The 26,058-nt window shown below is 75.2% G+C and carries 22 protein-coding genes and 1 riboswitch; of the genes, 14 read left to right on the top strand and 8 right to left on the bottom strand.

Going from position 1 to position 26,058, the window contains the following annotated elements; genetic code table 11:
• Nucleotide 1 precedes the first annotated feature (1 nt).
• On the bottom strand, nt 2–1,804 hold the full coding sequence (locus ACIGNX_RS10995) for a cyclic nucleotide-binding domain-containing protein (RefSeq protein ID WP_396538661.1): 1,803 nt from the start codon (nt 1,802–1,804) through the stop codon (nt 2–4).
• A 326-nt stretch (nt 1,805–2,130) separates the two neighbouring features.
• Here ACIGNX_RS10995 and ACIGNX_RS10990 point away from each other — a divergent pair, with 326 nt between their 5' ends.
• From ACIGNX_RS10990 to ACIGNX_RS10980, 3 genes are read left to right on the top strand one after another with little or no spacing between them, the layout of a single operon-like run.
• The gene (locus ACIGNX_RS10990; protein ID WP_396538659.1) at nt 2,131–5,250 is read left to right on the top strand and encodes a BTAD domain-containing putative transcriptional regulator; all 3,120 of its coding nucleotides are present in this window, start codon (nt 2,131–2,133) and stop codon (nt 5,248–5,250) included.
• A gap of 60 nt (nt 5,251–5,310) precedes the next feature.
• The gene (locus tag ACIGNX_RS10985) at nt 5,311–5,742 is read left to right on the top strand and encodes an SRPBCC domain-containing protein (RefSeq protein WP_396538657.1); all 432 of its coding nucleotides are present in this window, start codon (nt 5,311–5,313) and stop codon (nt 5,740–5,742) included.
• Nucleotides 5,732–6,046 (top strand): ArsR/SmtB family transcription factor, encoded by a 315-nt coding sequence (locus tag ACIGNX_RS10980; protein WP_396538655.1) that lies wholly within the window; start codon nt 5,732–5,734, stop codon nt 6,044–6,046. The genes ACIGNX_RS10985 and ACIGNX_RS10980 overlap by 11 nt, the downstream gene beginning before the upstream one ends.
• Here the strand turns inward: ACIGNX_RS10980 and ACIGNX_RS10975 are convergent.
• Complete coding sequence (locus tag ACIGNX_RS10975; RefSeq protein ID WP_396538653.1) at nt 6,028–6,837, bottom strand: ABC transporter permease; 810 nt, start codon at nt 6,835–6,837, stop codon at nt 6,028–6,030. The two genes, ACIGNX_RS10980 and ACIGNX_RS10975, sit on opposite strands and share 19 nt — an antisense overlap.
• Complete coding sequence (locus ACIGNX_RS10970) at nt 6,834–7,778, bottom strand: ATP-binding cassette domain-containing protein (RefSeq protein ID WP_396538651.1); 945 nt, start codon at nt 7,776–7,778, stop codon at nt 6,834–6,836. The genes ACIGNX_RS10975 and ACIGNX_RS10970 overlap by 4 nt, the downstream gene beginning before the upstream one ends.
• A 344-nt stretch (nt 7,779–8,122) precedes the next feature.
• Here ACIGNX_RS10970 and ACIGNX_RS10965 point away from each other — a divergent pair, with 344 nt between their 5' ends.
• The 6 genes from ACIGNX_RS10965 to ACIGNX_RS10940 all read left to right on the top strand — a co-directional run bounded on the left by ACIGNX_RS10965 (nt 8,123) and on the right by ACIGNX_RS10940 (nt 14,856).
• Nucleotides 8,123–9,193: an acyl-CoA reductase gene (locus ACIGNX_RS10965; protein ID WP_396538649.1), complete on the top strand. Its 1,071-nt coding sequence runs from the start codon at nt 8,123–8,125 to the stop codon at nt 9,191–9,193.
• Nucleotides 9,190–10,566, top strand: a complete 1,377-nt coding sequence (locus tag ACIGNX_RS10960) for an acyl-CoA reductase (RefSeq protein WP_396538647.1) — start codon at nt 9,190–9,192, stop codon at nt 10,564–10,566. Before ACIGNX_RS10965 ends, ACIGNX_RS10960 begins: the two co-directional genes overlap by 4 nt.
• A 76-nt stretch (nt 10,567–10,642) precedes the next feature.
• Nucleotides 10,643–12,253, top strand: a complete 1,611-nt coding sequence (locus ACIGNX_RS10955; RefSeq protein ID WP_396538645.1) for a methyltransferase — start codon at nt 10,643–10,645, stop codon at nt 12,251–12,253.
• 133 nt (nt 12,254–12,386) lie between these two features.
• Nucleotides 12,387–13,517 carry a sugar efflux transporter gene (locus ACIGNX_RS10950; RefSeq protein ID WP_396538643.1) on the top strand — a complete coding sequence of 377 codons (1,131 nt, stop codon included), beginning with the start codon at nt 12,387–12,389 and terminating at the stop codon, nt 13,515–13,517.
• A gap of 13 nt (nt 13,518–13,530) precedes the next feature.
• A complete protein-coding gene (locus tag ACIGNX_RS10945) occupies nt 13,531–14,094 on the top strand; it encodes a hypothetical protein (protein ID WP_396538641.1) in 564 nt (187 codons plus the stop codon).
• Nucleotides 14,095–14,193: 99 nt separating this feature from the next.
• A complete protein-coding gene (locus tag ACIGNX_RS10940) occupies nt 14,194–14,856 on the top strand; it encodes a hypothetical protein (RefSeq protein ID WP_396538639.1) in 663 nt (220 codons plus the stop codon).
• On the opposite strand, the gene ACIGNX_RS10935 is transcribed toward ACIGNX_RS10940, so the two are convergent.
• From ACIGNX_RS10935 to ACIGNX_RS10915, 5 genes are read right to left on the bottom strand one after another with little or no spacing between them, the layout of a single operon-like run.
• The gene (locus tag ACIGNX_RS10935; protein WP_396538637.1) at nt 14,801–15,649 is read right to left on the bottom strand and encodes an ECF transporter S component; all 849 of its coding nucleotides are present in this window, start codon (nt 15,647–15,649) and stop codon (nt 14,801–14,803) included. The genes ACIGNX_RS10940 and ACIGNX_RS10935 overlap by 56 nt on opposite strands.
• The gene (locus tag ACIGNX_RS10930; protein ID WP_396538635.1) at nt 15,646–17,247 is read right to left on the bottom strand and encodes an ABC transporter ATP-binding protein; all 1,602 of its coding nucleotides are present in this window, start codon (nt 17,245–17,247) and stop codon (nt 15,646–15,648) included. Before ACIGNX_RS10930 ends, ACIGNX_RS10935 begins: the two co-directional genes overlap by 4 nt.
• A complete protein-coding gene (locus ACIGNX_RS10925; protein ID WP_396538633.1) occupies nt 17,244–18,338 on the bottom strand; it encodes a CbiQ family ECF transporter T component in 1,095 nt (364 codons plus the stop codon). The genes ACIGNX_RS10930 and ACIGNX_RS10925 overlap by 4 nt, the downstream gene beginning before the upstream one ends.
• Entirely contained in the window at nt 18,302–19,135 is an 834-nt protein-coding gene (locus ACIGNX_RS10920; protein ID WP_396538631.1) for a hypothetical protein, read from the bottom strand. Before ACIGNX_RS10920 ends, ACIGNX_RS10925 begins: the two co-directional genes overlap by 37 nt.
• The gene (locus ACIGNX_RS10915) at nt 19,132–20,433 is read right to left on the bottom strand and encodes a prenyltransferase/squalene oxidase repeat-containing protein (protein ID WP_396538629.1); all 1,302 of its coding nucleotides are present in this window, start codon (nt 20,431–20,433) and stop codon (nt 19,132–19,134) included. Before ACIGNX_RS10915 ends, ACIGNX_RS10920 begins: the two co-directional genes overlap by 4 nt.
• Before the next feature lie 92 nt (nt 20,434–20,525).
• Nucleotides 20,526–20,648, bottom strand: a riboswitch (cobalamin riboswitch).
• 93 nt (nt 20,649–20,741) lie between these two features.
• Here ACIGNX_RS10915 and ACIGNX_RS10910 point away from each other — a divergent pair.
• From ACIGNX_RS10910 to ACIGNX_RS10890, 5 genes are all read left to right on the top strand, one after another.
• Complete coding sequence (locus ACIGNX_RS10910; protein ID WP_396538627.1) at nt 20,742–22,001, top strand: cytochrome P450; 1,260 nt, start codon at nt 20,742–20,744, stop codon at nt 21,999–22,001.
• Nucleotides 22,002–22,116: 115 nt separating this feature from the next.
• On the top strand, nt 22,117–23,046 hold the full coding sequence (locus tag ACIGNX_RS10905; RefSeq protein WP_396538625.1) for a DMT family transporter: 930 nt from the start codon (nt 22,117–22,119) through the stop codon (nt 23,044–23,046).
• A gap of 177 nt (nt 23,047–23,223) precedes the next feature.
• Nucleotides 23,224–24,405: a S8 family peptidase gene (locus ACIGNX_RS10900; RefSeq protein ID WP_396538623.1), complete on the top strand. Its 1,182-nt coding sequence runs from the start codon at nt 23,224–23,226 to the stop codon at nt 24,403–24,405.
• Nucleotides 24,406–24,580: 175 nt separating this feature from the next.
• Entirely contained in the window at nt 24,581–24,715 is a 135-nt protein-coding gene (locus ACIGNX_RS10895) for a PEP-utilizing enzyme (protein WP_396538621.1), read from the top strand.
• Between the two features lie 135 nt (nt 24,716–24,850).
• Nucleotides 24,851–26,020, top strand: coding sequence for a cellulose-binding domain-containing protein (locus ACIGNX_RS10890; RefSeq protein ID WP_396538619.1), 1,170 nt, complete (start codon nt 24,851–24,853; stop codon nt 26,018–26,020).
• The last annotated feature ends 38 nt before the right edge of the window (nt 26,021–26,058 follow it).

Genomic DNA, 26,058 nt, shown 5'->3' with positions numbered 1-26,058 from the left:
GTCACATCCGGGCGAATCGGCGCAAACCCTCCAGGTCGGGCACCACGACGTCGCGGCGCAGGTGGCTGACCACCACGCCGGCCTTGCGCAGGTCGGCGAACGCCTTCTCGGCGGTGCGCGGCTTCATCCCGGCGATCGAGGCCAGCTCCACCTTGGTCAGCGGGATGCCGAGCACCCAGCCGCCGACCTCCTGCCTGCCGTGCGCGCCGACCAGCTCGGCCAGCACCCGGGCCACCCGCTCGGCGGCGGTGTGGGACAGGAAGTCGCGCCGCCGCCGGTTGGCCCACCGCAGCTGGTCGTCGATCACGCCGATCAGCTCCACGAACCCGTCGTTGCGGCGGTGCAGGAACCCGTGCAGCTCGGCGCTCGTGATCAGCTTCGCGGTGACGTCGCCGCACGTGACGACGGTCGCCGACCGCGGCTTGTGGTCCAGCGCGGCCAGCTCGCCTACCAGGTCGCCCGCGACCCGCACGGTGAGCACGGCGGTGTCCCCGCTCTCGTCGTTGACCAGGACCTTCACCACGCCGTCGAGCAGCAGGAACACGTGGGTGTCGGTGGCGTCCTGGACGATGATCTCGCGGTCGGCCGCGTAGCGGACCGTGGTGCCCAGCGACAGCAGCTCCTGCCTGCTGTTCTCGCGCAGCCGCGCCAGCAGGGTGCCCGGCGGCCACTCGGGCGCCGGCACGCTCTGCCGCACCGCGGGCGCGCCGGGCTTGGCCGTGGCCAGCGAGCGGCCGGCGTCGGCGAACGAGGCGTAGCCGCGCTCGAACGACGGGTCGGGCCCCGCCCCGGACACCAGCGCCTCGCACGCCCGCCGCTGCTCGTCCAGCGCGACGACGGCCGGGTGGTCCGGGCCCAGGACCGACACCGCGCGCATCGAGGCGTCGCGCACGACGTCCAGCAGCCGCTGCGCCCGGGGGCGGGTGCCGTCGAGGTGGGCCAGCTCCAGCTCGGCCGACGCGAGGTTCGCGGTCGCGATCACCGCGTGCGGGTGGTTCGCGCCGAGCCGGGTGGCCGTGCGGTCGGCCGCCGAGCGCAGGCTCGGCAGCGCGAGCCGGGCCCGTTCGGCGGACCGGCGCACCCTGGCCAGCTCGAACTCCGCCGACGCGAGGTTCGCCTGGGCCACCAGGGACCGCGGGTGGTGCGTGCCCAGCGCGTTCAACGCCCGGTCGGTCGCGTCGCGCAGGTCGCCCAGCGACTCGGCGACCTCCTCGGCGTCGCCGTGGTCGCGGGCGATGCGGAACCGGGCGCACATCAGGTTCAGCCGCAGCACGCACGTCTGCGGGTGGTTGGAGCCCAGCACCGCCGCGTTGCGCTGTAACGCCAGTTCCAGCGCGCCCGTCTCGCTCGGCTTCTCCGCGGCGACGGCCACCGAGCCGACCGCGACCGGGTCGGCCACCGCGGCGGGCGCCGGGTCGAGGAAGTCGCCCACCACCTGGCGCAACGTCGCGCCGCGGCCGAACGCGGTGCCGGGCGGCCTGCGGCGCACCTGGCGCGGCGCGGTCGTGCCCGGCTCGCGCCGACCCCGGGCCACCGACGCCAGGGCCTGCTGGTCGCGCACCCGTGACGCCTCCGGCCCGGTCGGGTCGACCAGCGCGAGCATGGCGATCAGCAGCGCGTCCGCGGCGTCGGCCGACCCGATGCGCGTCAGCCCCGAGGCGCAGCGCAGCAGGCGGTCCACGTCGCGGCGGGCGCTGAGCGCGTCCAGCGAGCGCGCCAGGTCCACCGCGAGGCGGCGGGCCGCCTGCCGGTCCGGCGCGGACCGGGCCAGCACGGCTTCGAGTTCGACCATTCGGCTGTTCATCCGGCACCCCAGGTGGTTGCTCGGTCTGCGACGGCGCGGCTCCTGCGTTCGGACGCCGTCATCCGGCGTTCGGGCGCGGTGACCCGCGGCGCCGGAGTGGAATCCTCGTCCATAGCGGCGATATCGGTTGGTCGGGGCATTCGTTAGCGCACGCCTGACATTGTTACGTTACGAATGGTCGGATGTCCGAGCGTTATCCGCATTATTGCGGTGAGTCGTGGAAGTTTTTCGTCGCAGTGGACATCTTCGGGCGGGATGACCGGTCACGACCGCCCGCCCGGCCGGTGGCCTGCGCCTCCGTCCGGCCTCCGTGGCACAGTGATCGCATGCTGGTGGGGGTGTTGGGGCCGCTGGAGGTGACGGCGGGCGGCGCGGCGGTCGAGATCGGCGGGGCACGGGTCCGAGCACTGCTCGTGCGCCTGGCGGTGGCCGCGGGCCGGGTCGTCACCACCGAGGAGCTGGCCGACGCGCTGTGGCCGGAGGACCGGCCGGCCGACGAGGTGGCCGCGGTGCGGTCGCTGGTGTCCCGGCTGCGCCGCGCCCTGCCCGCCGACGTGCTGCGATCCGCGCACGCCGGCTACCGGCTCGACCTGCCCGCCGACGCGGTCGACGCGCTGCGGTTCGACCGGCTGGCCCGCGGGGCGAGGTCCGCGCTGGCGGCGGGCGACCCGGCCGGCGCCGCGCGGCTGGCGGCCGACGCCCTGGCGCTGTGGCGCGGCCCGGCGCTGGTCGACGCGGCGGGGGCGCCGTTCGCGGTCGGGTACGCCGCCGCGCTGGACGAGACCAGGCTGACCGTCGTGGAGGACCGGGCGGCGGCCGACCTGGCGTGCGGCCGGGCGGAGCACCTGGTCGCCGACCTGGCCGACCTCGCCGCGCGCCACCCGTTGCGCGAACGGCTGCAGGCGCTGCTGCTGCGGGCCCTGGTCGCGGCCGGCCGCCCGGCGGAGGCCCTGGCCGCCTACGAGGTCGTCCGCCGCCGGTTCGCCGAGGAGCTGGGCGCGGACCCCGGTCCCGAGCTGCGCGAGACGCACCGGGAGATCCTGCGCGCCGAGCACGCGGAGCCCGCCGACCGACCGCGCGCCGGCACCCTGCGGATGCCGCTGACCAGCCTCGTCGGCCGCTCCGCCGACGTGGAGCGGGTCGCCGGGCAGCTCGCGGAGCACCGGCTGGTCACGCTGGTGGGACCCGGCGGCACGGGCAAGACGCGGCTGGCCACCACGGTCGCCGCCCGGCTGCCCGGCGGCGTGTGGCTGGTGGAGCTGGCGCCGGTGACCGACCCGGACGACGTCGCACCGGCCGTGCTCGGCGCGCTCGGGCTGCGCGACCAGCGCAGCGTGGACCGGCCGCTGGCCGCCACAGATCCGATGACCCGGCTCGTGGACGTGCTGTCGCGCACCGAGGCCGTCATCGTGCTGGACAACTGTGAACACGTGGTCGAGGCGGCGGCCCGGTTCACCGAGGAGCTGCTGGGCCGGTGCGCGCGGCTGCGCGTGCTGGCGACCAGCCGGGAGCCGCTCGGCGTGTTCGGCGAGGTGGTCAGCCCCGTGCCGCCGCTGGACGGCGACGCGGCCGTGCGGCTGCTCGCCGAACGCGCGGCGGCCGTGCGGCCCGGGTTCGCCGTGACGCCGGAGAACGCCGCTGCGGTCGCCGAGGTGTGCCGCCGGTTGGACGGGCTGCCGCTGGCGATCGAACTGGCCGCGGCCCGGCTGCGGTCGCTGTCGGTCGAGCAGCTCGCGGCCCGGCTGGACGACCGGTTCCGCCTGCTCACCGGCGGCAGCCGCACCGCGCTGCCCCGGCACCGGACGTTGCGCGCGGTGGTGGCGTGGAGCTGGGACCTGCTGTCGGAGCCCGAGCGCGACTTCGCCGAGCGGCTCGCGGTGTTCCCGGCGGGCTTCGACCTGGAGGCCGCCGAGCGGCTCGCGGGCGACCGCGCGTTCGACCTGCTCGCGGCCCTGGTCGACAAGTCGCTGGTGCAGGTCGTCGACGACGCCCGCTACCGGATGCTGGAGACGATCCGCGAGTTCTGCCTGGAGCGGCTCGCCGAGGGCGGCCGGGTGGCCGCCGCGCGGGCCGAGCACGCCGAGTACTTCCGGGACCTGGCCGAGACCGCCGAGCCGCACCTGCGCGGCAAGGAGCAGCTCACGTGGATCGCCCGGCTGGAAGCCGAGCGGGACAACCTGCTCGCCGCCCTGCACTTCGCCGCCGACAGCGGTGACGCGGACACGGCCGTGCGGCTGGCCGCCGCGATGAGCATGTTCTGGACCATGCGCGGCAACCGGGCCGAGTCGCTGCCGTGGCTGCGGCTGGCACTGGCCGCGCCGGGGCCGGCGCCCGTGACGGCCCGGCAGGTCGTGTCGGCGTTCGTGCTGGTCAACAACGCGGTCGCGGGCGGAGCGGGCAGCCTGGACGACCACATCGCCGGCCTCGCCGCGCTCGCCGCCGAGGCCACCGGCGAGCACCCGGTGCTCGTGCTGCTGGAGCCGGTGCTGGGGCTGTTCCTCGACGACTCCGAGCGGGCGCTGGCGGCGATCGACGCGCGGCTGGACGTGCCGGACCCGTGGACGCGGTCGGTGCTGTGGATGGTGCGCGGCGCGGCCCGGGAGAACGAGGGCGACCTGCGCGGCGCGCGGGAGGACGTCACGACCGCGATCACCGGCTTGCGCGAGGTGGGGGACCGGTTCGCGCTGGCGCAGGCGTTGAGCGGGGCTGCCGAGGCGCACCTGTCGTTCGGCGAGCCGGACCGGGCGGTCGCGGCGCTGGAGGAGTCGATCGGGCTGCTCGCCGAGCTGGACCCGGAGGACGAGGCGGCGCACGAGCGCATCCTGCTGGCCACCGCGCACGTGCAGTTGGGCGACTTCGAGCGGGCCCGCGCGGACTGCCTGGCGCTCAGCGAGCCGAGGTCCCGGCCGCGGTCGGCCCGCGGGGTGGCCTACGCGCGGATCGTGCTGGGCGACCTGGCGAGGTACGGGGGCGACCTGGCCGAGGCCCGGCGGCACTACGACGCCGCCTCCGTGGCGATCGCCGACGAGCCGCTGGTCGTGCCCCAGTTCCTGGCGCGGATCCGGCTCTCGCACGCCCACCTGGCCGTGGAGCGCGGTGACCGGGAGGCGGCCGTGGCCGAGGTGGTCGCGGCCCGCGAGCACGCGATGTCGGCCAAGGACATGCCGGTGCTGGCCCGGGTCGCGGTCGCCGCCGCGGCCGTGCACGCGCACTTCGGCAACCCGACCGACGCGGCGCGCGCGCTGGGCGCGGCCGAACAGCTCCGGGGCGCGCCCGACGGGCGCAACCCCGACGTGGCTCGGCTGGTCGACCGGCTGCGCGCCGACGTGGGCGACGCGGCCTACGACCTGGCCCACGCGACCGGCGTGGCCCTCGACCGGGCGGACGCCATCGCGCTGGTGCGGGCCTTCGGCCAACCGGACCGGGCCGTCCCCCGCGGCTATTGACGCAACCTGGGGGTTGCCATAACGTGCAACTGGCCGGTTGCTGCTTCATGGGGGGTTCACGTGGCGTTTCCCGATCGGATCGAGCGGGCCGTCCGGGTCGACCAACCCCCGGAGGTCGTGTGGGCGGCGCTGACCACCTCCGAGGGGCTTGGCGCGTGGTTCGGCGACGAGGCCGTGGTCGACCTGCGGCCGGGCGGCGCCGCGCGGGTGAGCTGGCACGACGGCCGCACGGTCGCGATGCGGGTGGAGCGGGTGGAGGAACCGGCGGTGTTCGGCTTCACGTGGCCGGTGTTCGGCCTGCCCGAGGACGACCCGCGCCGCACCTACGTCGAGTTCACGCTGGAAGCGGTCGGCACGGGCACCCTGCTGACGGTCACCGAGACCGGGTTCGCCCAACTGCCCGACGACGCCCACCCCGAGGCGCACGACACCCACAGCCGGGGCTGGGCGGACGAGCTGGGCCGGCTGGCCGACCACGTCCGTGGAACCTGACGACGAAGCCGTCGCCGAGCAGGTGTTCACGGCGCTGGCCGACCCGACGCGGCGCGCCATCCTGGCCGCGCTCGCGTCGGGCGGACCGGCCACCGCCACGGACCTGACCGATCGCCTGCACGTCAGCAGGCAGGCGATCGCCAAGCACCTCGCGCTCCTGGCCGACGTGGGCCTGGTGACGGCCGAACCGGGGGAGCGCCGCCGGGTCCGGTTCCGGCTGCGCTCCGCCCCGATGCAGGTCGCCCACCAGTACCTCGTCGCCCTGGAGCGGCACTGGGACTCCGATCAGGCGCGACGCCGGTAGGCGCGCACGGCCAGCGGCGCGAACACCGCCACGAACAGCGCCGACCAGGCCAGCGTCCACCCCACCGGCCCGGCCACCGGCCCGCCGACCATGAGGCCGCGCGAGGCGTCCATGACGTGGGTGACGGGGTTGACCTCGACCCACGAGCGCAGCCACCCCGGCAGCGTCTCCGCCGGCGCGATCATGCTGGTGCCGAACGTCAGCGGGAACAGGGCCAGGAACCCGATGCCCTGCACCGCGCCCGGCTGCCGGGCCAGCATCCCCACCAGCACGAACGCCCAGCTCAGGCTGAACGCGAACAGGATCACCAGCAGGCACGCGGCCAGCGCGGGCACCGGGCCCGTCTCCACCCGGAAGCCCATCAGCGTGCCGAACAGCAGCAGCGACACCACCGCCACGACGTAGCGGATCAGGTCGCCGAGCACCGAGCCGAGCAGCGGCGCGGACCGGCCGATCGGCAGGCTGCGGAACCGGTCGAACACGCCCTTGCCGATGTCGGTGTTGAGGTTCACGCCCGTGGCCATCCCGCCGAACATGGTCGTCTGCACCATGATCGCGGGCAGCAGCAGTTGCAGGTAGTCGTGCGTCGACCCGGACACCGCGCCGCCCAGCAGGTAGACGAACAGCACCACGAAGATCACCGGCTGCAACGTCACGTCCAGCAGCTGCTCGGGCGAGCGCATGGTCTTGATCAGGCTGCGCCGCGCCAGCGCCAGGCTGTGCCGGGCCAGCGCGAACGGCCGCCGTGCCGCATCCTGCGCCGCCACCGGTGGAACCGCCACCGCGGTCATGCCGCCACCTCCGTGTGCTTGCCGGTCAACGTGAAGAACACCTCGTCCAGGCTCGGCAGGCGCAGCGACAGCTCGGTCACCGCGATCCGCCGCTGGTCCAGCCGCCGCACCACCTCGGTGAACGCCGCGTCGCCGTCCACCGGCACGGTCACCACGCCGCGCCCGGTCGACTCCGGCTGGTGCCCGGAGACCTCGGCGAGCACCGCGGCGGCCTCCGCCAGCCGGGCCGGGTCGGTCGGCCGCACCAGCACCGTCTGCCCGCCGACGATCCGCTTGAGCGACGCCGGCGTGCCGTGCGCGATCACCCGGCCGTGGTCGATGACCGAGATCTCGTCGGCCAGCGCGTCCGCCTCCTCCAGGTACTGCGTGGTCAGCAGCACGGTCGCGCCGTCGGCCACGAGCGTGCGCACGACCGTCCAGATGTCGTCCCGCTTGGCGGGGTCGAGCCCGGTCGTCGGCTCGTCCAGGAAGATCACGTCCGGTCGGCCGACCAGGCTCGCGGCCAGGTCCAGCCTGCGGCGCATGCCGCCGGAGTAGGTCTTGACCTGCCGCCCGCCCGCCTCGGTCAGCTCGAAGTCGCGCAGCAGCTCGGCGGCCCGCGCCCTGGCCTGCGGGCCGCGCAGGTTGAGCAGCTGCCCGATCAGCACCAGGTTCTGCACGCCGGTCAGGTCCTCGTCCACCGAGGCGTACTGCCCCGTGAGCCCGATCATCCCGCGCACCCGCGCCGCGTCCGACACGACGTCGAGACCGCCGACGGCGGCCCTCCCGGCGTCCGGTCGGAGCAGCGTGGCCAGGATGCGCACCGCGGTGGTCTTGCCCGCGCCGTTCGGCCCGAGCACCCCCAGCACCGTGCCCGGCCGCGCGGCCAGGTCCACCCCGGCCAGCGCGGTCGTCTTCCCGTACCGCTTGACCAGTCCTTCCGCCTCGAAGGCGTAGTCCATGTCGTCCTCCCTCTGTTCGGGGTGGACGGTCCGGGGCGGACGTGTCATCGGGCGTGCAAAGCCGTGTCAGCGGGTATGTCAAGGGCCGGGCGGTTGACACGCCTGCGCCGACCGGGGCGTTCCGGGCGTTCCGGGTCGGTCACATGCACCGACAGGACCGCCCGGCGTTCCACTTCCCGAAGCGGAACGCGCTCGTTCGGTGTCACGCACGCCGTCGCTGAGTCATCCTGTGGCCTCGGCAACCCCCGGTCAGCGGTGCCCCGTTCCGGGGACGGACCCTTGTCCGCCGCGGTCGCCGCTGCTGGTGTTTCCCGAGCCGCCCCTCACCGCAGGAGGATCGCTCGATGACCGTTGCCCACGACGACCCCCACGTCGCGCGGCTCTTCGACCACCTGGCACGGCTCGTCTGCGACGGCGTCGGCGACCCGGCCGACCTCCACGGGCAGCTGGTGGAACTGGCCCTGGCGAACTCGCCGGACGTCGCCCGCTACTGGAAGCAGGTCGGCACCGGCGTCGGCATCCCGGACACCGCCTACAAGGACGGGGGCCCGCACCTGTTCCCGGACGCCCCGGTGGTGCGGGTGTTCCGCACGAGCGGAACGACCGGCAGCGTGCGCGGGACGGTCCGCTACTCCGCGGCGGGGCTGGAGCTCAAGCGCCTGGCCGTCGAGGCCAACGCCAGGCGGCACCTGCTGCCCGACGGCGGCGAGCGTCCCGTGGTGCTGCCCTTCGCGCCGTCGGAGGAGGCCGCGCCGGACATGGCGATCGCGTTCGACATGGCGCGCATCGCCGAGTCGTGCGGCGACCCGGAGCTGAGCGCGGCCGTGGTCGGCGCGGACGGCGTGGACTTCGACCTGCTCGCGAACCGGCTGGACGCCGCCGTGGCCGAGGGGCGGCCGGTGGTGCTCGTGGGCGCGACCTTCGCGTTCGTCAACATCTGCGACGCGCTGGAGGCGCGGGGCAGGCGCTGGGAGCTGCCGCCCGGTTCGCGGATGTACGACGGCGGCGGGTTCAAGGGCCGCTCGCGCGTCATGGGCGTGGACGAGCTGCGCGCCGCCGTGCGCCGGGTCTTCGGCATCGAGCGCCACGGCAACATCTTCGGCATGACCGAGCTGGCCAACATGCTCTACGACGCCTCCGACACCCCGGTCGGGCCGCTCGGCGAACGACCCAAGGGCAGCCACCCCGCCGGCGGGCCCAAGGTCCGCGACCCGCGCACCCGCGAGCACCTGGCGGAGGGCCGCGGCCTGCTGGAGGTCACCGACCTGTCCGTGCTGGACCGGCCGCACGTGCTGCTCACGGGCGACCTCGGCATCGCCGGACCGGAGGGCGTGGCCATCGCGGGCCGCATCGCCGGCAGCGCGAGCCGCGGCTGCTCGCTCACCCTCGACGAGATGACCGGAGGCGCGGCATGAGCGTGTCCTGGACGCCCGACTGGCTGGCCGACGACGGCGTGCCGTTCACCCTCGCGGCGGGGCCGCACGAGTGGCGCGGCACCCGACCGGCGGACTGGGCCGCCGTCGGGGACGGGCTCCGGTCCGCGCACGAGGAGCTGCGGCGGCTGCCCGTGCGGCGGATCGTGGAGGCGATCGACGCGGTGGTCGACCTGTGGGGCAAGCGGGACTTCGCCCCGCGCCGCGCCGCCGTGCGCGACGCGGCGCTGGTCACCGGCATGTCCGAGGAGACCATCGACCGCGCGCTGGACGCCGAGCTGGGCAACCTGCGCGCCGAGCAGCTGCTGGCCGCGCTGACCCGCGAGCTGGGCGACCCGGAGGTGCTCGACGGCTTCCGCGGCGGCACGACCGCAGTCGGCCCGGCGACCGTGCTGGCGGTCTTCTCCGGCAACGTGCCGGGCCTGCCCGCGCGGTCGCTCGTGCGGGCGCTGCTGGTGAAGGCGTCGGTGATCGCCAAGATCCCGGCCAAGGAGCCGCACTTCACCGCCGCGTTCCTGCGCACCCTGCACGACGTGGAGCCGGTGCTGGCCGACGCCGTCGTGGCGACCTACTGGGACCGCGACGACGAGGCCGCGCTGGAGGCGGCGCTCGGCGAGGCGGACGCGGTCATCGCCTACGGCGGCGACCAGGCGTGCGCGGCGATCCGCGCCAGGGTGCGGCCGCACCAGCTCTACGAGGAGCACGGCCACAAGCTGTCGTTCGGCATCGTCAGCGCCGAGTACGCCGAGCGGTACGGCCCGGCCGAGGTGGCCCGCCGGATCGCCGCCGACTGCAGCGACTTCGACCAGCACGCGTGCCTCTCGCCCCAGGTCTACCTGGTGCAGCGGGAGCACGCCCGCCCGATCGCCGAGCACCTGGCCGCGGCGATGCGGCGCGAGGCGCTGGACAACCCACCCGGGACGGTCGACGCGCAGGACGCCACCGTGCTGCAGCACCGCAGGCTCGTCGCCGAGTGGCGCGCGGCCACGTCGGACGCCGGTGAGGTGTGGGCGCCGGACGGGCTGGAGTGGACGGTCGTGCTGGACGACGCGCTGATGCCGCTCAGCGGCGCGGGCAACCGGGTCGCGCGGATCGTGTCCGTGCCGGACGTGGCCGCGGCCGTGGACGCGATGCGCCCGTTCGCCGCGCACCTGCAGAACGTGGGCCTGGGCGCGGTGGGCGAGGAGTTCCGCCGCACCGCGCGGGAACTCGCCGTGCTCGGCGCGAGCCGGGTGTGCGCGCCCGGCGCGATGACCAGGCCCTCCATGGTGTGGCGCCACGACGGGCAGCCGCGCATCGCCGGCCTCGTGCGCTGGTGCGACGTCGAGTTCCACCCGGAGCTCGGCACAGCCTGACCCCGCACGGGGTGACGACCCCGCCGTGCCCTGCCCGCGCGGGTGGGGCACGGCCATCCTCTGGGGAGGACCGGCAATGTCCGTGACCACGAGCGGCGCGCTGGAGGAGGCGGACCTCCGCCGGTTGGCGGAGGCCGTGGCCTTCGTGCGCGACCGCGGCACCGGCGACGCGCTCGCGGCCGTGCTGGGCGGCGACCCGCCGGCGCCCGTCCTGCGCCACCTCGAGTTCGCGCACGCGGCCGTGCTCGTCGGCGCCGAACGGCCGGCCGACGTGACCGGCGCGCTGGCCGACCTGGGCGTGGCGGCGGGGGAGCCGTGCCCGAGCGTGGTCGTCCGCGACCGGTTGCGGGACCGGACCGGGCGCGAGTTCGACGTGCGGGTCGTGCGCGGCGCCGTCGCGGGCGGGCCGCGCGAGGTGGAGCTGTTCGTCGTGCCCGGCGGGTCGGCGCTGTCCGAGGCCGACCGCGAGGCCGAGTCGCACCTGGCGTTCCACGTCACCGGCGACGACGACGTGCTGCTGCGCGGGGTGTGCGCCACGCTGCTGGACGCGGGCCTCACGGTCGACGGAGGCGGCTACGACGGGCACGAGGACGCCACCGCGCTCCACTTCCGCGGCGCGACCGGCGCGCGGCTGGAGCTGAAGGCCCCTGGCCGGCACGCGCCGCTGCTGGAGCGCCACGTCGGGCGACCCGACCAACCCCGGCGCTCGATGCTGGACCTGATGACCGGCGCGTGGCGCACCCGGGCCGTGGCCGCGGTCGCCGAGCTGGGGATCGCCGACCTGCTGGCCGACGGCCCGCGCGACACCGCCGACCTGGCCGAGCGCACCGGGTCCCGCCCGGACAAGCTGCGCCGCGTGCTCGCCTTCCTGGCCGCGCTGGGCGTGTTCCGGCGCGACGGCGAGCACTGGTCGTTGACCGACGTGGGCGCGGTGCTGCGCAGCGACGTCGCCGGGTCGCAACGGGACCTCGCGCGGATCTACGGCGGCCTGTTCTACCGGTCGTTCGGCGGGCTGGAGCACGCCGTGCGCACGGGGGAGAGCGGGTTCCGGCACGTCTACGGCGTGCAGCCGTTCGAGCACTTCGCCGCCAACCCGGCCGACGCGCGGCTGTTCGAGGGCGCGATGGCGGCGGGTACGAGCTTCCTGGAGCTGGTGCCCGGGCTGCTGGACCTGCCGGCGACCGGCACGGTGGTCGACGTGGGCGGCGGCGACGGGCGGCTGCTCGACCTGGTGCTGGCGGCCGGCCCGGGCCTGCGCGGGGTGCTGTTCGACCGGCCGCACGTGACCGGCGCGGCCACCGGGGTGCTGGCCCGCCACGGCACGCGCGCCTCGGTGGTGGCGGGCGACTTCTTCCACGACCCCGTGCCGGCGGGCGGCGACCTCTACCTGCTCTCGCGGATCATGCACGACTGGGACGACGAGCGCTGCTCGGCGATCCTGCGCAACGTGCGGTCGGCGATGGCCGAGGGCGCGACGCTGGCGGTGGTCGAGCGCCCGATCCGGGACGACCCGCGCACGGTGTTGCCGCTGGCGTTCAACGTCCACATGATGGTCAACACCGTGCAGGGCGGTGAGCGGACCACCGAGGAGCACCGGCGGCTGCTGTCGGCCAACGGGTTCGCCCTGGTGGACGTCCGGGAGCTGCCGCTGGACATGGCGGTGCTCGTCTCCCGCGCGACGGTGTGAGCGCTCTCACCGGTCCGGATGGTGGAAATCGGCTTTCTCGTCACCCGTTCGGGCGACAAGGATCGGTTGGGTGCCCGCCCTGAGCGAAACCCCCGCCCCGCCACGGTCCCGACCCTTCGCTCCGCTGGTGTCGGTGAGCCTGCTCTCCGCGACCGGGTACGCGGTGGCGGCGCCCTTCCTGTCGTTGTTCCTCATCAAGGAGGTCCAGGCAGGCCCGGTCGCCGTCGGCGCGTTCCTGCTGGTCAGCGCGCTCGCGGCGATGCTGGTGAGCACGCTGCTCGGCCGGTTCTCCGACGGTCGCGCGATCCGCCGCGCGCTGCTCGCCGTGGCGGGGGTGTCGGGTGCCGCGTCGTGGGTGCTGTTCGCCGTGGTGCGGGACTACTGGCTGCTGCTGGCGGTCGCCGTCACGCTGTGGGCGGTCTCGTCGTCGCAGGTCTCGCAGATGTACGCCTACGCCCGCCAACTGCTGGACCGCAGCGGTTCGGCGAAGGCGCCGCTGATGATCAGCGGCCTGCGGATGACGATGTCGATCGCGTGGGTGGGCGGTCCGCCGCTGGGCGCGCTGCTGATCGCGGGCACCGGGTTCACCGGGCTGTTCTGGGTGAGCGCGGCGGTGTACGCGCTGGCCGTCGTGGTGACGCTGGTGTGGCTGCCCGAGCTGGCGCCGACCGCCGGGCCGTCGCCCGAGGTGGCACGCCAATCCGGGCCGCGCCGGGAGATGGCGCTCGCCGCGGTGGCGTTCGTGCTGCTCCAAGGGGCGACGTCGGTCGGCGTGACGGCGATGCCGCTGTTCGTCACCGAGGACCTGGGCGGCACGACGGGGGACGCGGGGCTGGTGCTGGGGCTGTGCGCGGCGCTGGAGATCCCGCTGATGCTCGGGTTCGGCGCGCTGGCGCTCCGGTTCAACCACCGGGTGCTCGTGCTGGCCGGTGGCGCGGTCGCGCTCGCCTACTACGCGGTCATGCTGCTCACGCAGGCGACCTGGCAGGTGATGGCCGCCCAGGTGCTGCACGCCGTGGTGATCTCGGCGGTCATGGGCGTCGGCATCTCCTACTTCCAGGACCTCGCGCCCGACCGGCCGGGGTACGCCAGCACCCTCTACACCAACACCGCCAAGACCAGCGCGATGCTCTCCGGGCCGCTGCTCGGCCTCGCGCAGCACTTCGGCTACCGCACCGCGTACGGCATGGGGTTGGTGATGTCCGTGCTGGGGCTGGTGCTGCTGTTCGCCGCCCGCCGCCGGGACGCGACACCGGGCACGTGATCATACTGGGCACGTGATCGACGAGCTGCTGCGGCGACAGGGTGAGTTGCAGGCCGGGGCCGACGCCGTCGTGGCGGACCTCGGGCTGGACCGGGTGCTGGCGGAGCTGGGCGAGCCGGTGCGCACGGGCAGTTCGGCGCTGGGCCTGATGGTGGTGCCCGACCTCGACATCACCGTGGTGTGCCCGGTGCTGGACGTGGCCGCGGTGGTCGAGCTGGGCGCCAGGCTCGCGCGGCACGAGCGGGTCCGCGTGGTGCAGTTCCGCAAGGACGCCGGGCGCTGGAACACCGAGCCGGACGCCTACCCCGACGGGCTGTACCTGGGGCTGAAGTACCGCGACGCCGGGCCCGAGTGGAACGCCGACATCTGGTTCGTCGACGAGCCGGACCGCCAACCCGACCTCGGCCACGTCCGCGCGCTGCCCGACCGCCTCACGCCCGCCGCGCGGGTCGCGATCCTGCTCATCAAGCACTCGCGGCCGGACTACCGCAGCTTCGACGTCTACCGGGCGGTGCTGGACGACGGCGTGCGCACCCCGGAGGACTACGACGCGTGGCGGGTCACGCACGGTCAGTGAACCGACCATCCGGTTTGCGCTGTTCGAGCGGTTCTCCGCGAAATTCGGGTCTGCGGCCCGGCGCGGTTGCTAGACCTTCCCCAGGGGGAGGAGGTCGCCGTGCGACTGGGTTTCTACACCGACGACCGGGGCCGCGTGCGGCCGGTCGCGGGCGGGGGTGGTCGGAGCAGGACGGTGCTGCTGGCCGGGCTGATCGCGCTCAGCGCCGTGGGGTACGGGGGAGCGGTCGGCCTCGGCGCCGGCGGCGCGGCGGGCGGCGGCGCGGGCCCGAGCGTGGCGGACCGCCGGGACGAGGGCGCGGAGCCGGCCGGGCGCGGTGACGCCGAGGGCGCGTGGCGGCGGATGGGGTTGCGCGAGCTGCGGCGCACGGCCGAGCCGGGTGGCTCGTGCGTGGACGCGGCGTTCGGCGCGGTGCGCGAGTTCCTGCGCCGGCACGCGTGCACCTCGCTGGACCGCGCGCTGCTCGTCGTCGGGGACGACGCGGGCAACTCGGCGGTGGTCGCGGTGGCCCGGGTCGGGTTCGCCTCGCGCGGCGACGCGCGGGAGTTCCGCGACCTGGTGGACGCGCCCGGCACCGGTGGCGTGGAGGCGCTGGCCGCGGGTCGGCTGGGCCTGCCGGACGTCGCGTTCACCGGCGCGAACTACGGGTCGGGCCGGGTCCGGACCGCGGTGGCCGTGGCGGAGGCCGAGGTGGCGACCGGGTACGTCACGCCGGAGGTGCTGGACGCGCCGGCGGAGGTGGCGGCGCGGCTGCCGGGCTGAGCCCCGGGTCGGCGAACACGGGGTCGGCGAACACCGCTCGGCGGGCGGCCCGGCGCAGCGTGCGCAGCAGCACCGGACCGGTCACGAGCACCAGGACGGTCGTGGTGACGGCCCGGCCGACGTCCCAGCCCAGGGACGTGGCCAGGCTGAACGCCACCACGCGGACCAGGTTGTCCACGACCGGCGCGCCGGGCTGGAACGACAGCGAGGTGCTGCCCGCGCTCAACGCGAACGGCCAGAACGACAGGTTGAGCAGCATCCCGTAGACCAGGGCCGCCACCGCGCTGTACCCGGCCAGCAGGACCAGCTCGGCCCGGCCGCGCACGGCCGGGAGCAGCCCCGCGCCCAACGCCACCCACGCCGCCCCGAGCATCTGGTACGGCAGCCACGGGCCGACGCCGCCGGTCAGCAGGGCGGAGGCGAACAGCGTGGTGTTGCCGAGCACGAAGCCGAACCCGGGCCCGAACACCCGCCCGCCCAGCACGAGCAGGAAGAACACCGTCTCGATGCCGGCCGTGCCCGCGCCGAGGGGGCGGATGGCCGCGCCCAGCGCGGACAGCACGCCGAGCATCGCCACGGCCTTGGCGTCCAGCCCGCCCTCGGCGATCTCGGCCAGCACCACGGCCAGCACGAGCGGCAGGAGCAGGGCGAACGTCCACGGCGCGGACGTGCCCTGGGCGATGGCGGCGTCCGGTGACACCAGCAGCGGCCACCCGAAGGCGACCACGCTGATCGCCGCCGCCGCGGCGAGGGCCAGGGTGGCGCGGGGTCGGACGCGGACCGGTGCCCTCACGACGCCGCCAGGGCCGCGCGCACGTCTTCCACCGTGAGCCACGGCCGCGGCGCGAGCACCTTCGCCACCTGCGGCGAGAACACCGGCGACGCGGTCACCACCTCGGCGGTCGGGCCGTCGGCCACCACCTCGCCGTCGGCCAGGACGACCACGCGGGTCGCGTACTCGGCGACGAACTCCACGTCGTGCGTGGCCAGCACGACGGCGTGCCCGCGGTCGGCGAGGTCGCGCAGCGCGGCGGCCAGCCGGGTCTTGGCCGGGTAGTCCAGCCCGCGGGTCGGCTCGTCCAGCAGCACGACGCGCGGTCGCGGCGTGAGCGCGACGGCCAGCACGAGCGCGAGCCGCTGGCCCTCCGACAGGTCGCGCGGGTGCCGGTCGTCCGGGATGCCCGGCGCGAGCCGGTCCAGCAGCCCGCGGCACGTGCCCGCGGGCCGGTCCGACTCCCGGTCGGCCTGCGCGCACTCGTCGCCGACCGCGTGCAGGTACAGCAGGTCGCCCGGTTGCTGCGGGACCAGCCCGACGACCCGGCGGCGCGGCCCGGGCTTGAGCCCGGCCGGGTCGACCCCGGCCACCGCCACGTCGCCGCCGGCCCGCTTGCCCGTGCCCTGCACGGCCCACAGCAGGCTCGACTTGCCCGACCCGTTGCGCCCCATCAGGGCCACCCGCTCGCCCGGGCCGACGTCCAGCGACACACCGCGCACGGCGTCCACGGCGGCGTAGCGGACGCGCACGTCACGGGCGCGCAGCAGCTCACCGGGCGGGGTCGGCGGCACGGCGGGCGGTTCCGGGAGGCGGTCGCGCAGCGGACCGGCCAGCCGCCGGGCGTCCCGGACGGACACCGGGACCGGCTGCCACCCGACCAGTCGGCCCAACCGCACGACGGGCGGCGCGACCGGTGCGTCCGCCAGCACCGGACCGGGGTCGCCCGCCACCGGCGGCAGGCCGCCGCCGGGCAGCCACACCACGCGGTCCGCGTACTGCGCCACCCGTTCCAGCCGGTGCTCCGCGATCACCACCGTCATGCCCAGGTCGTGCACGAGCCGGTGCAGCGCGGCCAGCACGTCCTCGGCCGCGCCGGGGTCCAGGGCCGACGTCGGCTCGTCCAGCACCAGCACGCGCGGGTGGGCGGTGAGGGCCGCGCCGACCGCGACGCGCTGCTGCTGACCGCCGGACAGCGCGGCCAGCGGCCGGTTGCGCAGCTCGGCCAGGCCCAGCAGGTCCAGCGTCTCCTCGACCCGCTTGCGCATCACCGGGTTGGGCAGCCCCAGCGATTCCATCGAGTACGCCAGCTCCTCCTCGACCGAGTCGGTGACGAACCCGGCCTGCGGGTCCTGGCCCACCACGCCGACCACGTCGGCCAGCTCGCGCGGCGGGTGCGTGCGGGTGTCGCGGCCGGCCACCAGCACGCGGCCGGTCAGGGTGCCGCCGGTGAAGTGCGGCACCAGCCCGTTGACCGCGCGCAGCAACGTGGACTTGCCCGAGCCGGTGCGCCCGACGACCAGGCACAGCTCGCCCTCCGGCACGTGCAGGTCGACGTCGGCCAGCGCCGGCGCGGCGGCGTCGTGGTAGGTGACGGAGACGTTCTCGAACCGGATCACGGGTCCACCCTGTTCCTGGCGACGACGACGGGCGCGAGCGCGCACAGCAGGCCGAGCGCGGGCAGCAGCGGCAGGTCGGGCACGGCCGGCGGCACGGTGCCCGGCGTGAGCGCCGCGCCGCCCAGGCCCGCCGGGGCGAGGTAGGTCGCCAGCGCCGCCACCAGCCCGGACGCGGTGATGAGCAGCTCGCGCGGGCCCCACCGGTCGGGCCGGTACCGGCTGCGCCGCACCCGCCGCGACCCCGTCCACAGGCCGGCGACCGCCAGCACCGAGCCCACCGCCAGCATCGGCGTGCCCACCACGCCCGGCGTCCCGCCGCCCAGCAGGCCGTACGCGCCGACGCACAGGCCGAGCAACCCGCCGAGCACCAGCGCGCCGGTGACCACCCGGGTCCGCTTCGGCAGCCCGGCCGTGCGGCCGTACCCGCGGGAGTCCATCGCCGCGGCCAGCACCAGCGACCGCTCGAAGGCGTCCTCCAGCACCGGCACGACCAGCAGCTTCACCGCTTTGACGCCCCGCACGACGTCACCGCGCAGCTCCCGCGCCCGTCGGACCGACCGGGCACCCGCCACCAGCTGCGGTGCGACGGTCAACGCCACCACCACCGCCACGCTCACCTCGTACAGCGCGGCCGGCAGCGACCGGAGCAGCCGCTTGGCGTTGGCCAGCGCGTTCGCCGCGCCGACGCAGCACAGCAGCGTCGCCAGCTGGAGGCCCTGGCACAGCGCGAACACGAGCCCCTCGGCGCTCACCGGGCCGCCCAGCCGCACGCCCCTGGCCCACTCCGGCAGCGGGACCTCGGGCAACGTCACCAGCACCGTCGGCCCGCCCAGGCCGCCCAGCAGCACGTGCAGCACCACCCGGATCGCCAGCACCACCAGCGCGAACTTCAGGAAGACCCCGTAGGCGCCCGCCCACGGGGTGTCCTCCCGGCACGACACGGCCACGTACCCCGCGACCGCGATCACCAGGGCCAGCAGGAGCGGGTTGGTGGTGCGGGCGGCGACGGCGGCCAGGCACAGCGCCCACAGCCACCACGCGCCGGGGTGCAGGCTCACCCGGCCGCCCGGGCGCGCCGCCGCGCGGTCCACGCGCCGAGGCCGGCCAGGGCCGCGACCACCGCGATCCCGACGACCGGCCCGACCGTGCCGCCGGACGACGTGCCGGCCGTCGGCTCCACGGCCGCGGGCGTCCCGGCGGGTGGTGCGGTGGACGAGGAGGTCGTGCTTCCCGTCGTGGTCGCGGACGTGGGTGCCGCGGTCGTCGGCTCGGCCGTCGTGGTCGCGGCGGTCGCCTCCGGCGTGGCTCCCGGTTGGTCGGGTCGCGCCGCCGGGGGAGCCGGTTGACCCGGTTGGGCAGGTTGACCGGCTTGACCGGGTTGGGCGGGCGGCGCCGGTTGGGCCGGTGCGGGCGCGGGTGGTTGTTGCGCGGGTGGTTGCGGCGCCGGCGGTGCGGGCGGCGCGATGCCCGGCTGCTGACCCGCGCCGAACGCCCAGCCCTCCACGGTGCCCGGCGCGGGGTCGTACCCGCCGGCGCTCGTGGCGCTGTAGACCCAGGAGCCACCGGGCTGCCCGTGCCAGTAGCCCCAGTACGCGGTGGTGGGGGAGGCGGTGACGCAGGGGTCGCTGCCCGGTTGGCCGTTGATCCGGCACACGAAGCCGGGCTGCCGGGCGGCGAACGTGTAGCCGAACCCGGCGGCGGTCAGCGCGCCCGTCCCGGAGGACGGGTCACCCGGGGCGCACCCGGTGCGCACCCCGCCGCCGAGCGCGCCGAAGTCCACGACCACCGTGACGCCCGCGCAGCCCGCGGCCCGGGCCGTGAGCGGGGCGTGCGCCATCGCGAGCCCGACGACGGCGACCGCCACCGACGCCCGCCACCACCCGGTCACCTGCCGGCACCCGCGTACCGCTTGCGCGCCAGCACGACCGCGAGCACGCCGCCGACCAGCAGCAGCGCGCCGACCCACAGCATCGGGCCGACCTCCGCGCCGGTGCGGGCGAGGGTGCCGCCGTTGGCCGCCACCACGACCACGGCGGTCGTCGTGCCGGTGGTGGTCGCGGCGGACGTGGTCGTCGGCTCCGCGGTGGTGGTGCCGGCCGTCGTGGTGGTGGTCGTGGTGGTGGCGCCCGACGTGGGCGTGGTCGTGGTGGCCGGGCAGTCCAGCACGGGCGCGCCCGCCTGGCCGCCCCGCGCCGTCAGGTCGGCGAAGTTGACACCGACCAGGCCCAGCACGCCCTGCGCGCTCGCCCGCAACGAGGTGGTCGTCGTGAACCCGGACCGGTCGAACGCGATCGCGCCCCGGTCGGGCTCCGCCGCCGCGCAGCCGACCTGCAACGACCGCAGGAACGCGGTCGCGCGGTCCGCCGCGGCCGTGCGACCGCCCGCGCGCAGCGCCTGGGCGGCCAGGCCGGTGCTGTTGGCGTTGCCCTCGCCGGTCTGGCCCTCGTCCAGGAACCCGCCGCCGGACTGCTGGGCGGCGGTCAGCCAGTCGAGCGCTTCGGCCGCCGGACCGCCCCGGTCGACGGCGAGCAGCGCCTGCACGACCATCGCGGTGGCGTCCACGTGCGAGGCGCACGTGGCGGCCTCCAGCACCAGCGGGAACCCGCCGTCGGGGCACTGGGTGCCGACGAGGTAGTCGACGGCGGCCTGCGGCGCGCCCCGCCACCGGTCCAGCGCGAGCACGGCGAACGCCTGGGTGAAGCCGTTGGAGTAGTCGCCGTACTGCGACTTGTCCCGGAACCGGCCGGACGGCGCCTGGAGCGCGGTGAGGCCCGCGACCAGGTCGACGCCGCCGAAGGCCGTCGGGTCCTGCCCGCGCGCCTGCACGGCCAGGGCCAGCTTCGCGTGCGCGCCCGCGTAGGACTCGGCGGGGTCGCCGGAGTGCAGGTAGCCGTTGACCACGTCGGGCTCGGCGAGCCAGGCGGCGGCCTTGTCGGCGCTGTCGGACGCCACGCCGGCGGCGGTGAAGGCGAACAGGGCGTCGAGGGTGAGGCCGTGGTCGGGGTAGGCGACGCCGTCGTAGACGTTCTCGAAGTGGTCGCCGTCGACCAGCTGCCGGGCGAGCCAACCGGCGGCGGCGTCGGCGACGTCCGTCGTCGGCACGGCCCGCGCCTCGGCGGCGGGGACCACCGCGAGCGCGGTGACGGCGGCGGCGGCGATGACGGCGGCGGTCCGTCTCAACGACATGTTCGGCCTTTCCGGGGCGCGAGGCGCGAGCGGACCCCGGACTGCCGTGACCGACCTCCCCCGGGGCTCCGACCCGTTGACCTCGACGGTGTCTGGAGCGTGGCACGTGCGACGGGTGTTCGGGCTCGTCCTTCTCGGACCTACCGTTGCGGGTCAGCGCCGGATTTCGACCGGCTTCCCCCGTTTCGCGCGCGATTGCCGATCGTCTGTCACGGATCATGGTGTGTCAATCCGCCTCTGGCGCGATGCTGCTCACCCCGACGGCCGGTTACCGTCGGGCGATTCGATCTGGGGAAGAGGGGTGTTCGATGACGACTCTGGCGTCCGTGCGCGACGGCTTGGTGGCGTGGGTCGCACGGCGTTCGGCGACGCGGTGGGTGCTGGGCAAGATCGGCTCGCGGGCGTTGTCGCTGCTCCCGGACCGTGCGCTGGTCCCGTTGAAGCGGGACGGGGTGGTCCCGGTCGCGGAGCTGGAGCGGATGCGGGACAGCGGTGCGGTGCACCGGATCCCGGTGCCGTTCGGCCTGCGCGTGTGGCTGGTCACCGGCCTGGAGGAAGCCAAGAAGGTGCTTTCCGACACAGGTGCGTTCAGCAACGACTACGCGCGGCTCGGCGCGGCGGTCGGCCGGATCGAGCAGTCGCCCGGCGGCCTGGGCTTCGCCGACCCGCCCGACCACACCCGCCTGCGCAAGCTGCTCACGCCCGAGTTCACCATGCGCCGGCTGTCGCGGCTCGTGCCGCGCATCGACGCGATCGTCACCGAGCGGCTCGACGCGATGGAGACCGCGACCGGGCCGGTCGACCTGGTCAAGGAGTTCGCGCTGCCGATCCCGTCGCTGACCATCTGCGAGCTGCTCGGCGTGCCCTACGAGGACCGCGACCGGTTCCAGGAGCTGGCGGCGGCGCGGTTCGACCTGTTCGGCGGCGCGGGCCAGGCGTTGGGCGCCATCTCGGAGTCGCTGTCCTACATGGAGGAGATCGTGCGCCGCGAGCGGCGGTCGCCCGGTGACGGCCTGATCGGCTCGATCATCCGCCAGCACGGCGACGACGTGAGCGACGTCGAGTTGGCCGGCCTCGCCGACGGCGTGCTGACCGGCGGGTTCGACACCACGGCGTCGATGCTCGCGCTCGGCGCGATCGTGCTGCTCAAGGACGATGCCGCGCGTGCGGCGATGCGCGACGACGACGCCGCTGCCGCGCCGCTGGTGGAGGAGCTGCTGCGGCACCTGAGCGTGGTGCAGGTGGCGTTCCCGCGGTTCGCCCGGCACGCGCTGCGGGTCGGCGAGCAGCAGATCGAGGAGGGCGACGTCGTCGTGGTGTCGCTGTCGGCGGCCAACCGCGAGGAGGCGTCCGACTTCGACGCGGGCCGGCCCGCCACGTCGCACCTCGCGTTCGGCTTCGGCGCGCACCGGTGCGTGGGCGCGGAGCTGGCCCGGATGGAGCTGCGCGCGGCCTACCCGGCCCTGCTGCGCCGCTTCCCCCGGCTGCGGCTGGCCGACGAGCGCCCGGCGTTCCGCGCGGCGTCGATCGTCCACGGCGTCGACCGGCTGTTCGTCCACACGCGCTGAGCGGGCTCCTCGCCGGGTGCGGGAGCGCCCGCGCCCGGCGACTTTGCAGCTCGGCTTAACGATTCGTCATGAGGTTTCACTTTTCTTGAAGCCGGTCGTGGATCACGGTGGTCCCATGACCGGACGAAGCGTGGTGCGGATGGGGGCGCTGGCCCTGCTGTGGGGCTCGGTGTTCCTGTGGATCGAACTGGCCCTGACCGGGCTGTCGCCGGCCGTGATCACCGCGACCCGCTGCGCGCTGGGCGCCCTCACCCTGTGGGTGGTGGCCCGCCTCGGCCGCCGGCGGTTGCCACGACGGCTCTGGGGGCACCTCGCGGTCGCCGCGTTCTTCTGCAACGCGCTGCCGTTCCTGCTGTTCGCCGTCGGGCAGCGGACCGTGGACTCCGGGGTGGCGGGCGTGCTCAACGCGACCACCCCGTTGTTCGCCCTCCTCATCGGACTGGTCACCGGCACGGACCGCGGCGCGGTGGCGCTGCGGCTGCTCGGCCTGGTCGTCGGGTTCGGCGGGGTGGTGCTGATCTTCGCGCCCTGGCGGGGGACCGGCGTCCCGGTCGCGGGCGCGGTGGCGCTGCTCGGCGCGGCGGCCTCCTACGCGGTGGCGTTCGCGTACATGGGCCGCAAGCTGGTCGGCAAGGGCGCTCCGGTCGCCGTGTCCGCCGCCCAGCTCGTCGCCGCGACCGGGCTGAGCGCGCTGCCGCTGCCGTTCGACCGGACCCCGACGACCCCGAACGCGACGGCGATCGTCGCGGTGGTGGTGCTCGGGGTGTTCGGCACCGGCTGCACGTTCATCCTCAACTACCGGATCATCGAGGAGGAGGGGCCGACGAGCGCGGCCACCGTCGGCTACCTCCTGCCGGTCGTCTCCGTGGCGCTGGGGGCGGTCGTGCTGGACGAGCCGCTGACCCCGCGAGTCGTGGTGGGGATGGCGGTCGTCCTGGCCGGGGTCGCCCTGACCCGACTGGCGCTGACCCGACTGGCGCTGACCCCGGCCGGCACTGGCCCGGTCGGTGCGCGACAAGCGCCCGGTCGAGCGACGCGGCCGTGACCTGTTGGCCGCCACGTCCACCGAGGGTGACGGTCCGGCGGCCGTCCGGCCGACCTTCGTTGACGGCGGCATAACACCTGGTCAGGCTGCTTGTTGGAACCTCGGGGGAGCGACCGTCGGCTCCGTCAACCCTGCGTCGGGGCCCGCCCGTCGGGGTTCACCCGAAGGAGCCAACTCGTGCGCCCTCTTCACCGAACGCTCATCGTGCTGACGGTGGCGTGCACCGCCGCCGGCCTCACCGCCGGGGTCTCGTCCGCCGCACCCGCGCACCGGGCCGCCGTCATCACCGCGACGGCGTCCGCGACCGTGCGGCCGATCAAGGACTCCTACATCGTCTCGCTCGGCGTCACGGCCCGCGGCGGCGCGAGCGTGGCCGCCGCGGCGGGCGTCACGCCGACCCACGTCTGGGACGCGGCGCTGCACGGCTTCGCCGCCAAGCTCACCCCGGCGCAGCTGCGCGAGCTCAGCCGCGACCCGGCGGTCGCCACGATCGAGCAGGACGTGCTCGTCACCGACGCGCTCGACGCCACCCAGACCAACCCGCCGTCGTGGGGCATCGACCGCATCGACCAGCGCGCCCTGCCGCTGTCGGCGAGCTACACCTACAACTCCACAGGCGCGGGCGTCCACGCCTACGTCATCGACACCGGCATCACGCCGAGCCACCCGGACTACGGCGGGCGGGCGACGTTCGACTACAACGCCATCGACACGGACAACACCGACTGCCACGGTCACGGCACGCACGTGGCGGGCACGGTGGGGTCGGCCACGTACGGGGTCGCCAAGGGCGTGCGGCTGCACGGCGTGAAGATGATGAACTGCTCGGGCAGTGCCACCACCACCGCGGCGCTCAACGCGATCAACTGGGTGACGGCCAACCACACCAAGCCGGCGGTCGCGAACACGTCGTGGAACTTCACCGCGTCGGCCAGCCTGGAGACCGCGATCCGCAACATGATCGCCGCGGGCGTCTTCCTGGCCACGTCGGCGGGCAACACGGGCGGCAACTCGTGCGACCGCCTGCCTCGCAAGGTCGAGACCGCCAGCGTGGTCGCTTCGTCGACGAGCGCGGACGTCCGGTCCTCTTCCTCCAGCACGGGGCCGTGCGTCGACGTCTACGCCCCGGGCAACCTGATCGTCTCGACCGTGCGCACCGGCGGCGCGGGCACGATGAGCGGCACCTCCATGGCCACGCCGCACGTGACGGGCGTGGCCGCGCTGTACAAGCAGCGGTTCGGCGACCAGCCCTCGGCCACCGTGCACGACTGGATCAACGCGAACGCCACGCCGAACGTCGTGAGCGGCGGCAGCACGGGCAGCACGGTGAACCGCCTGCTGTTCACCAACGGCCTGTGATCCCGGCCCGGCGCGCGGGGACCGACCCCTTTCCCGCGCGCCGGGACCCGGAACCGGGACCACTCGCGCCCACCCGCCTCGGAGCGCGCGACGTCCCGGTTCCCGGTACGGACCCGGTTGACGCCGGGGCCACTCGACACCGCTGTTCCCGCAGGTCGCTGCCATCGTCACCGATGTGGGCTCCCCGCTGTCGCACGCCGCCGCCGTCGCCGGGGAACCGGGCATCCCTGCCGTAGTCGGCTGCGGCAACGCCACCACCCGATCAGGACCGGTGACCGCGTCCGCGTGGACGGCGGGCGCGGCCTGGTGACCGTGCTGGGCCGATCCGGCCGCCCGGCACGCGTCCGAGCGGCCGTTGCGGCAGGCGGCCTATTCCATTGCGGTGACGGGATCGTTACAGTCGGTTTCTGGGAACGCTCCCAGAAACGACAACGAAGGGGTTGTTGTGCGAAATCTTCTGGCGGCGGTGGCCGCTGTGGTGTCGATAGCCGGGTTGGTGGTGATCGGCGGGACCAGCACCGCGGGTGCGGCCCCCGTCTGCGCCGTGGACTACAAGCTCAACCAGTGGGCCAACGGGTTCACCGCCAACGTGACCGTGACCAACCAGTCCGCTCCGGTCACCTCGTGGAAGCTCACCTGGACCTTCCCCGGCAACCAGTCGGTCACCTCCGGCTGGAGCGCCGACGTGAAGCAGTCCGGCGCCGTCGTGACGGCGTCCAACATGCCGTGGAACGGGACGCTGGGCACGGGCGCGAGCGCCCAGTTCGGCTTCCAGGCCACCTACAGCGGTACGAACGCGGTGCCGACCGACTTCGCGTTCAACGGCGTCTCGTGCAGTGGTGACGGTCCGACGACGACCACGACCAGCACCACCACGACGACCAGCACCACCACGAGCACGACCACGACGACGACCACGACCGACAACCCGCCGGTCGGCTGCGGCTCGGCGGCGGTGTGCGACGACTTCGAGCAGCAGAACGGGTCCACCCCGTCGGGCCGCTGGACCGTCGGCGCGGCCAACTGCACCGGCCAGGGCACGGTCAGCGTCGACAGCTCCGTCGCGCACAGCGGCCGGAAGTCGGTGCGGGTCAACGGCGGGTCCGGGTACTGCAACCACATCTTCTTCGGCACCCCGGTCAGCGGGTCGTCGACCCTGCACGGCCGGTTCTACGTCCGCCACACCACGGCCCTGCCGGCGTCGCACGTCACGTTCATGGCGATGAAGGACTCCGCCGACGGCGGCAGGGACCTGCGCATGGGCGGCCAGAACTCGGCGCTGCAGTGGAACCGCGAGTCCGACGACGCCACCCTGCCGGAGCAGAGCCCGGCGGGCGTGGCCAAGAGCAAGCCGCTGCCCACCGGCCAGTGGAACTGCGTGCAGTTCACCGTGGACCCGGCGGGCCGGCTGTCCACCTCGCTCAACGGCGCGGTGGTCGAGGGCCTGGTCGCCGACGGCGTGGCCACGCCCGACGTCGACCGGCAGTGGCTGGCCAAGACCGGGTGGCGGCCGGCCGTCACCGACCTGCGCCTGGGCTGGGAGAGCTACGGCGACGGCGCGAACACCCTGTGGTACGACGACGTGGCGATCGGTTCCTCGCCCATCGCGTGCTGAGCTGAACGGCGTGGGGGGCCGGTCGGACGACGGGCCCC

Origin of the sequence: Actinosynnema sp. NPDC053489 (assembly GCF_044544865.1) — a bacterium.
Lineage (GTDB): Bacteria > Actinomycetota > Actinomycetes > Mycobacteriales > Pseudonocardiaceae > Actinosynnema.
The sequence above is the reverse complement of the archived record's forward strand: the minus strand, read 5'-3'. Positions and strand labels throughout refer to the sequence as shown.

What these genes read in the sequence shown, in the direction of transcription:
- ACIGNX_RS10995 (WP_396538661.1), bottom strand. Translation starts at nt 1,804, where the DNA reads ATGAACAGCCGAATGGTCGAACTCGAAGCCGTGCTGGCCCGGTCCGCG.
- ACIGNX_RS10990 (WP_396538659.1), top strand. Translation starts at nt 2,131, where the DNA reads ATGCTGGTGGGGGTGTTGGGGCCGCTGGAGGTGACGGCGGGCGGCGCG.
- ACIGNX_RS10975 (WP_396538653.1), bottom strand. Translation starts at nt 6,837, where the DNA reads ATGACCGCGGTGGCGGTTCCACCGGTGGCGGCGCAGGATGCGGCACGG.
- ACIGNX_RS10970 (WP_396538651.1), bottom strand. Translation starts at nt 7,778, where the DNA reads ATGGACTACGCCTTCGAGGCGGAAGGACTGGTCAAGCGGTACGGGAAG.
- ACIGNX_RS10965 (WP_396538649.1), top strand. Translation starts at nt 8,123, where the DNA reads ATGACCGTTGCCCACGACGACCCCCACGTCGCGCGGCTCTTCGACCAC.
- ACIGNX_RS10960 (WP_396538647.1), top strand. Translation starts at nt 9,190, where the DNA reads ATGAGCGTGTCCTGGACGCCCGACTGGCTGGCCGACGACGGCGTGCCG.
- ACIGNX_RS10955 (WP_396538645.1), top strand. Translation starts at nt 10,643, where the DNA reads ATGTCCGTGACCACGAGCGGCGCGCTGGAGGAGGCGGACCTCCGCCGG.
- ACIGNX_RS10915 (WP_396538629.1), bottom strand. Translation starts at nt 20,433, where the DNA reads ATGTCGTTGAGACGGACCGCCGCCGTCATCGCCGCCGCCGCCGTCACC.
- ACIGNX_RS10910 (WP_396538627.1), top strand. Translation starts at nt 20,742, where the DNA reads ATGACGACTCTGGCGTCCGTGCGCGACGGCTTGGTGGCGTGGGTCGCA.
- ACIGNX_RS10905 (WP_396538625.1), top strand. Translation starts at nt 22,117, where the DNA reads ATGACCGGACGAAGCGTGGTGCGGATGGGGGCGCTGGCCCTGCTGTGG.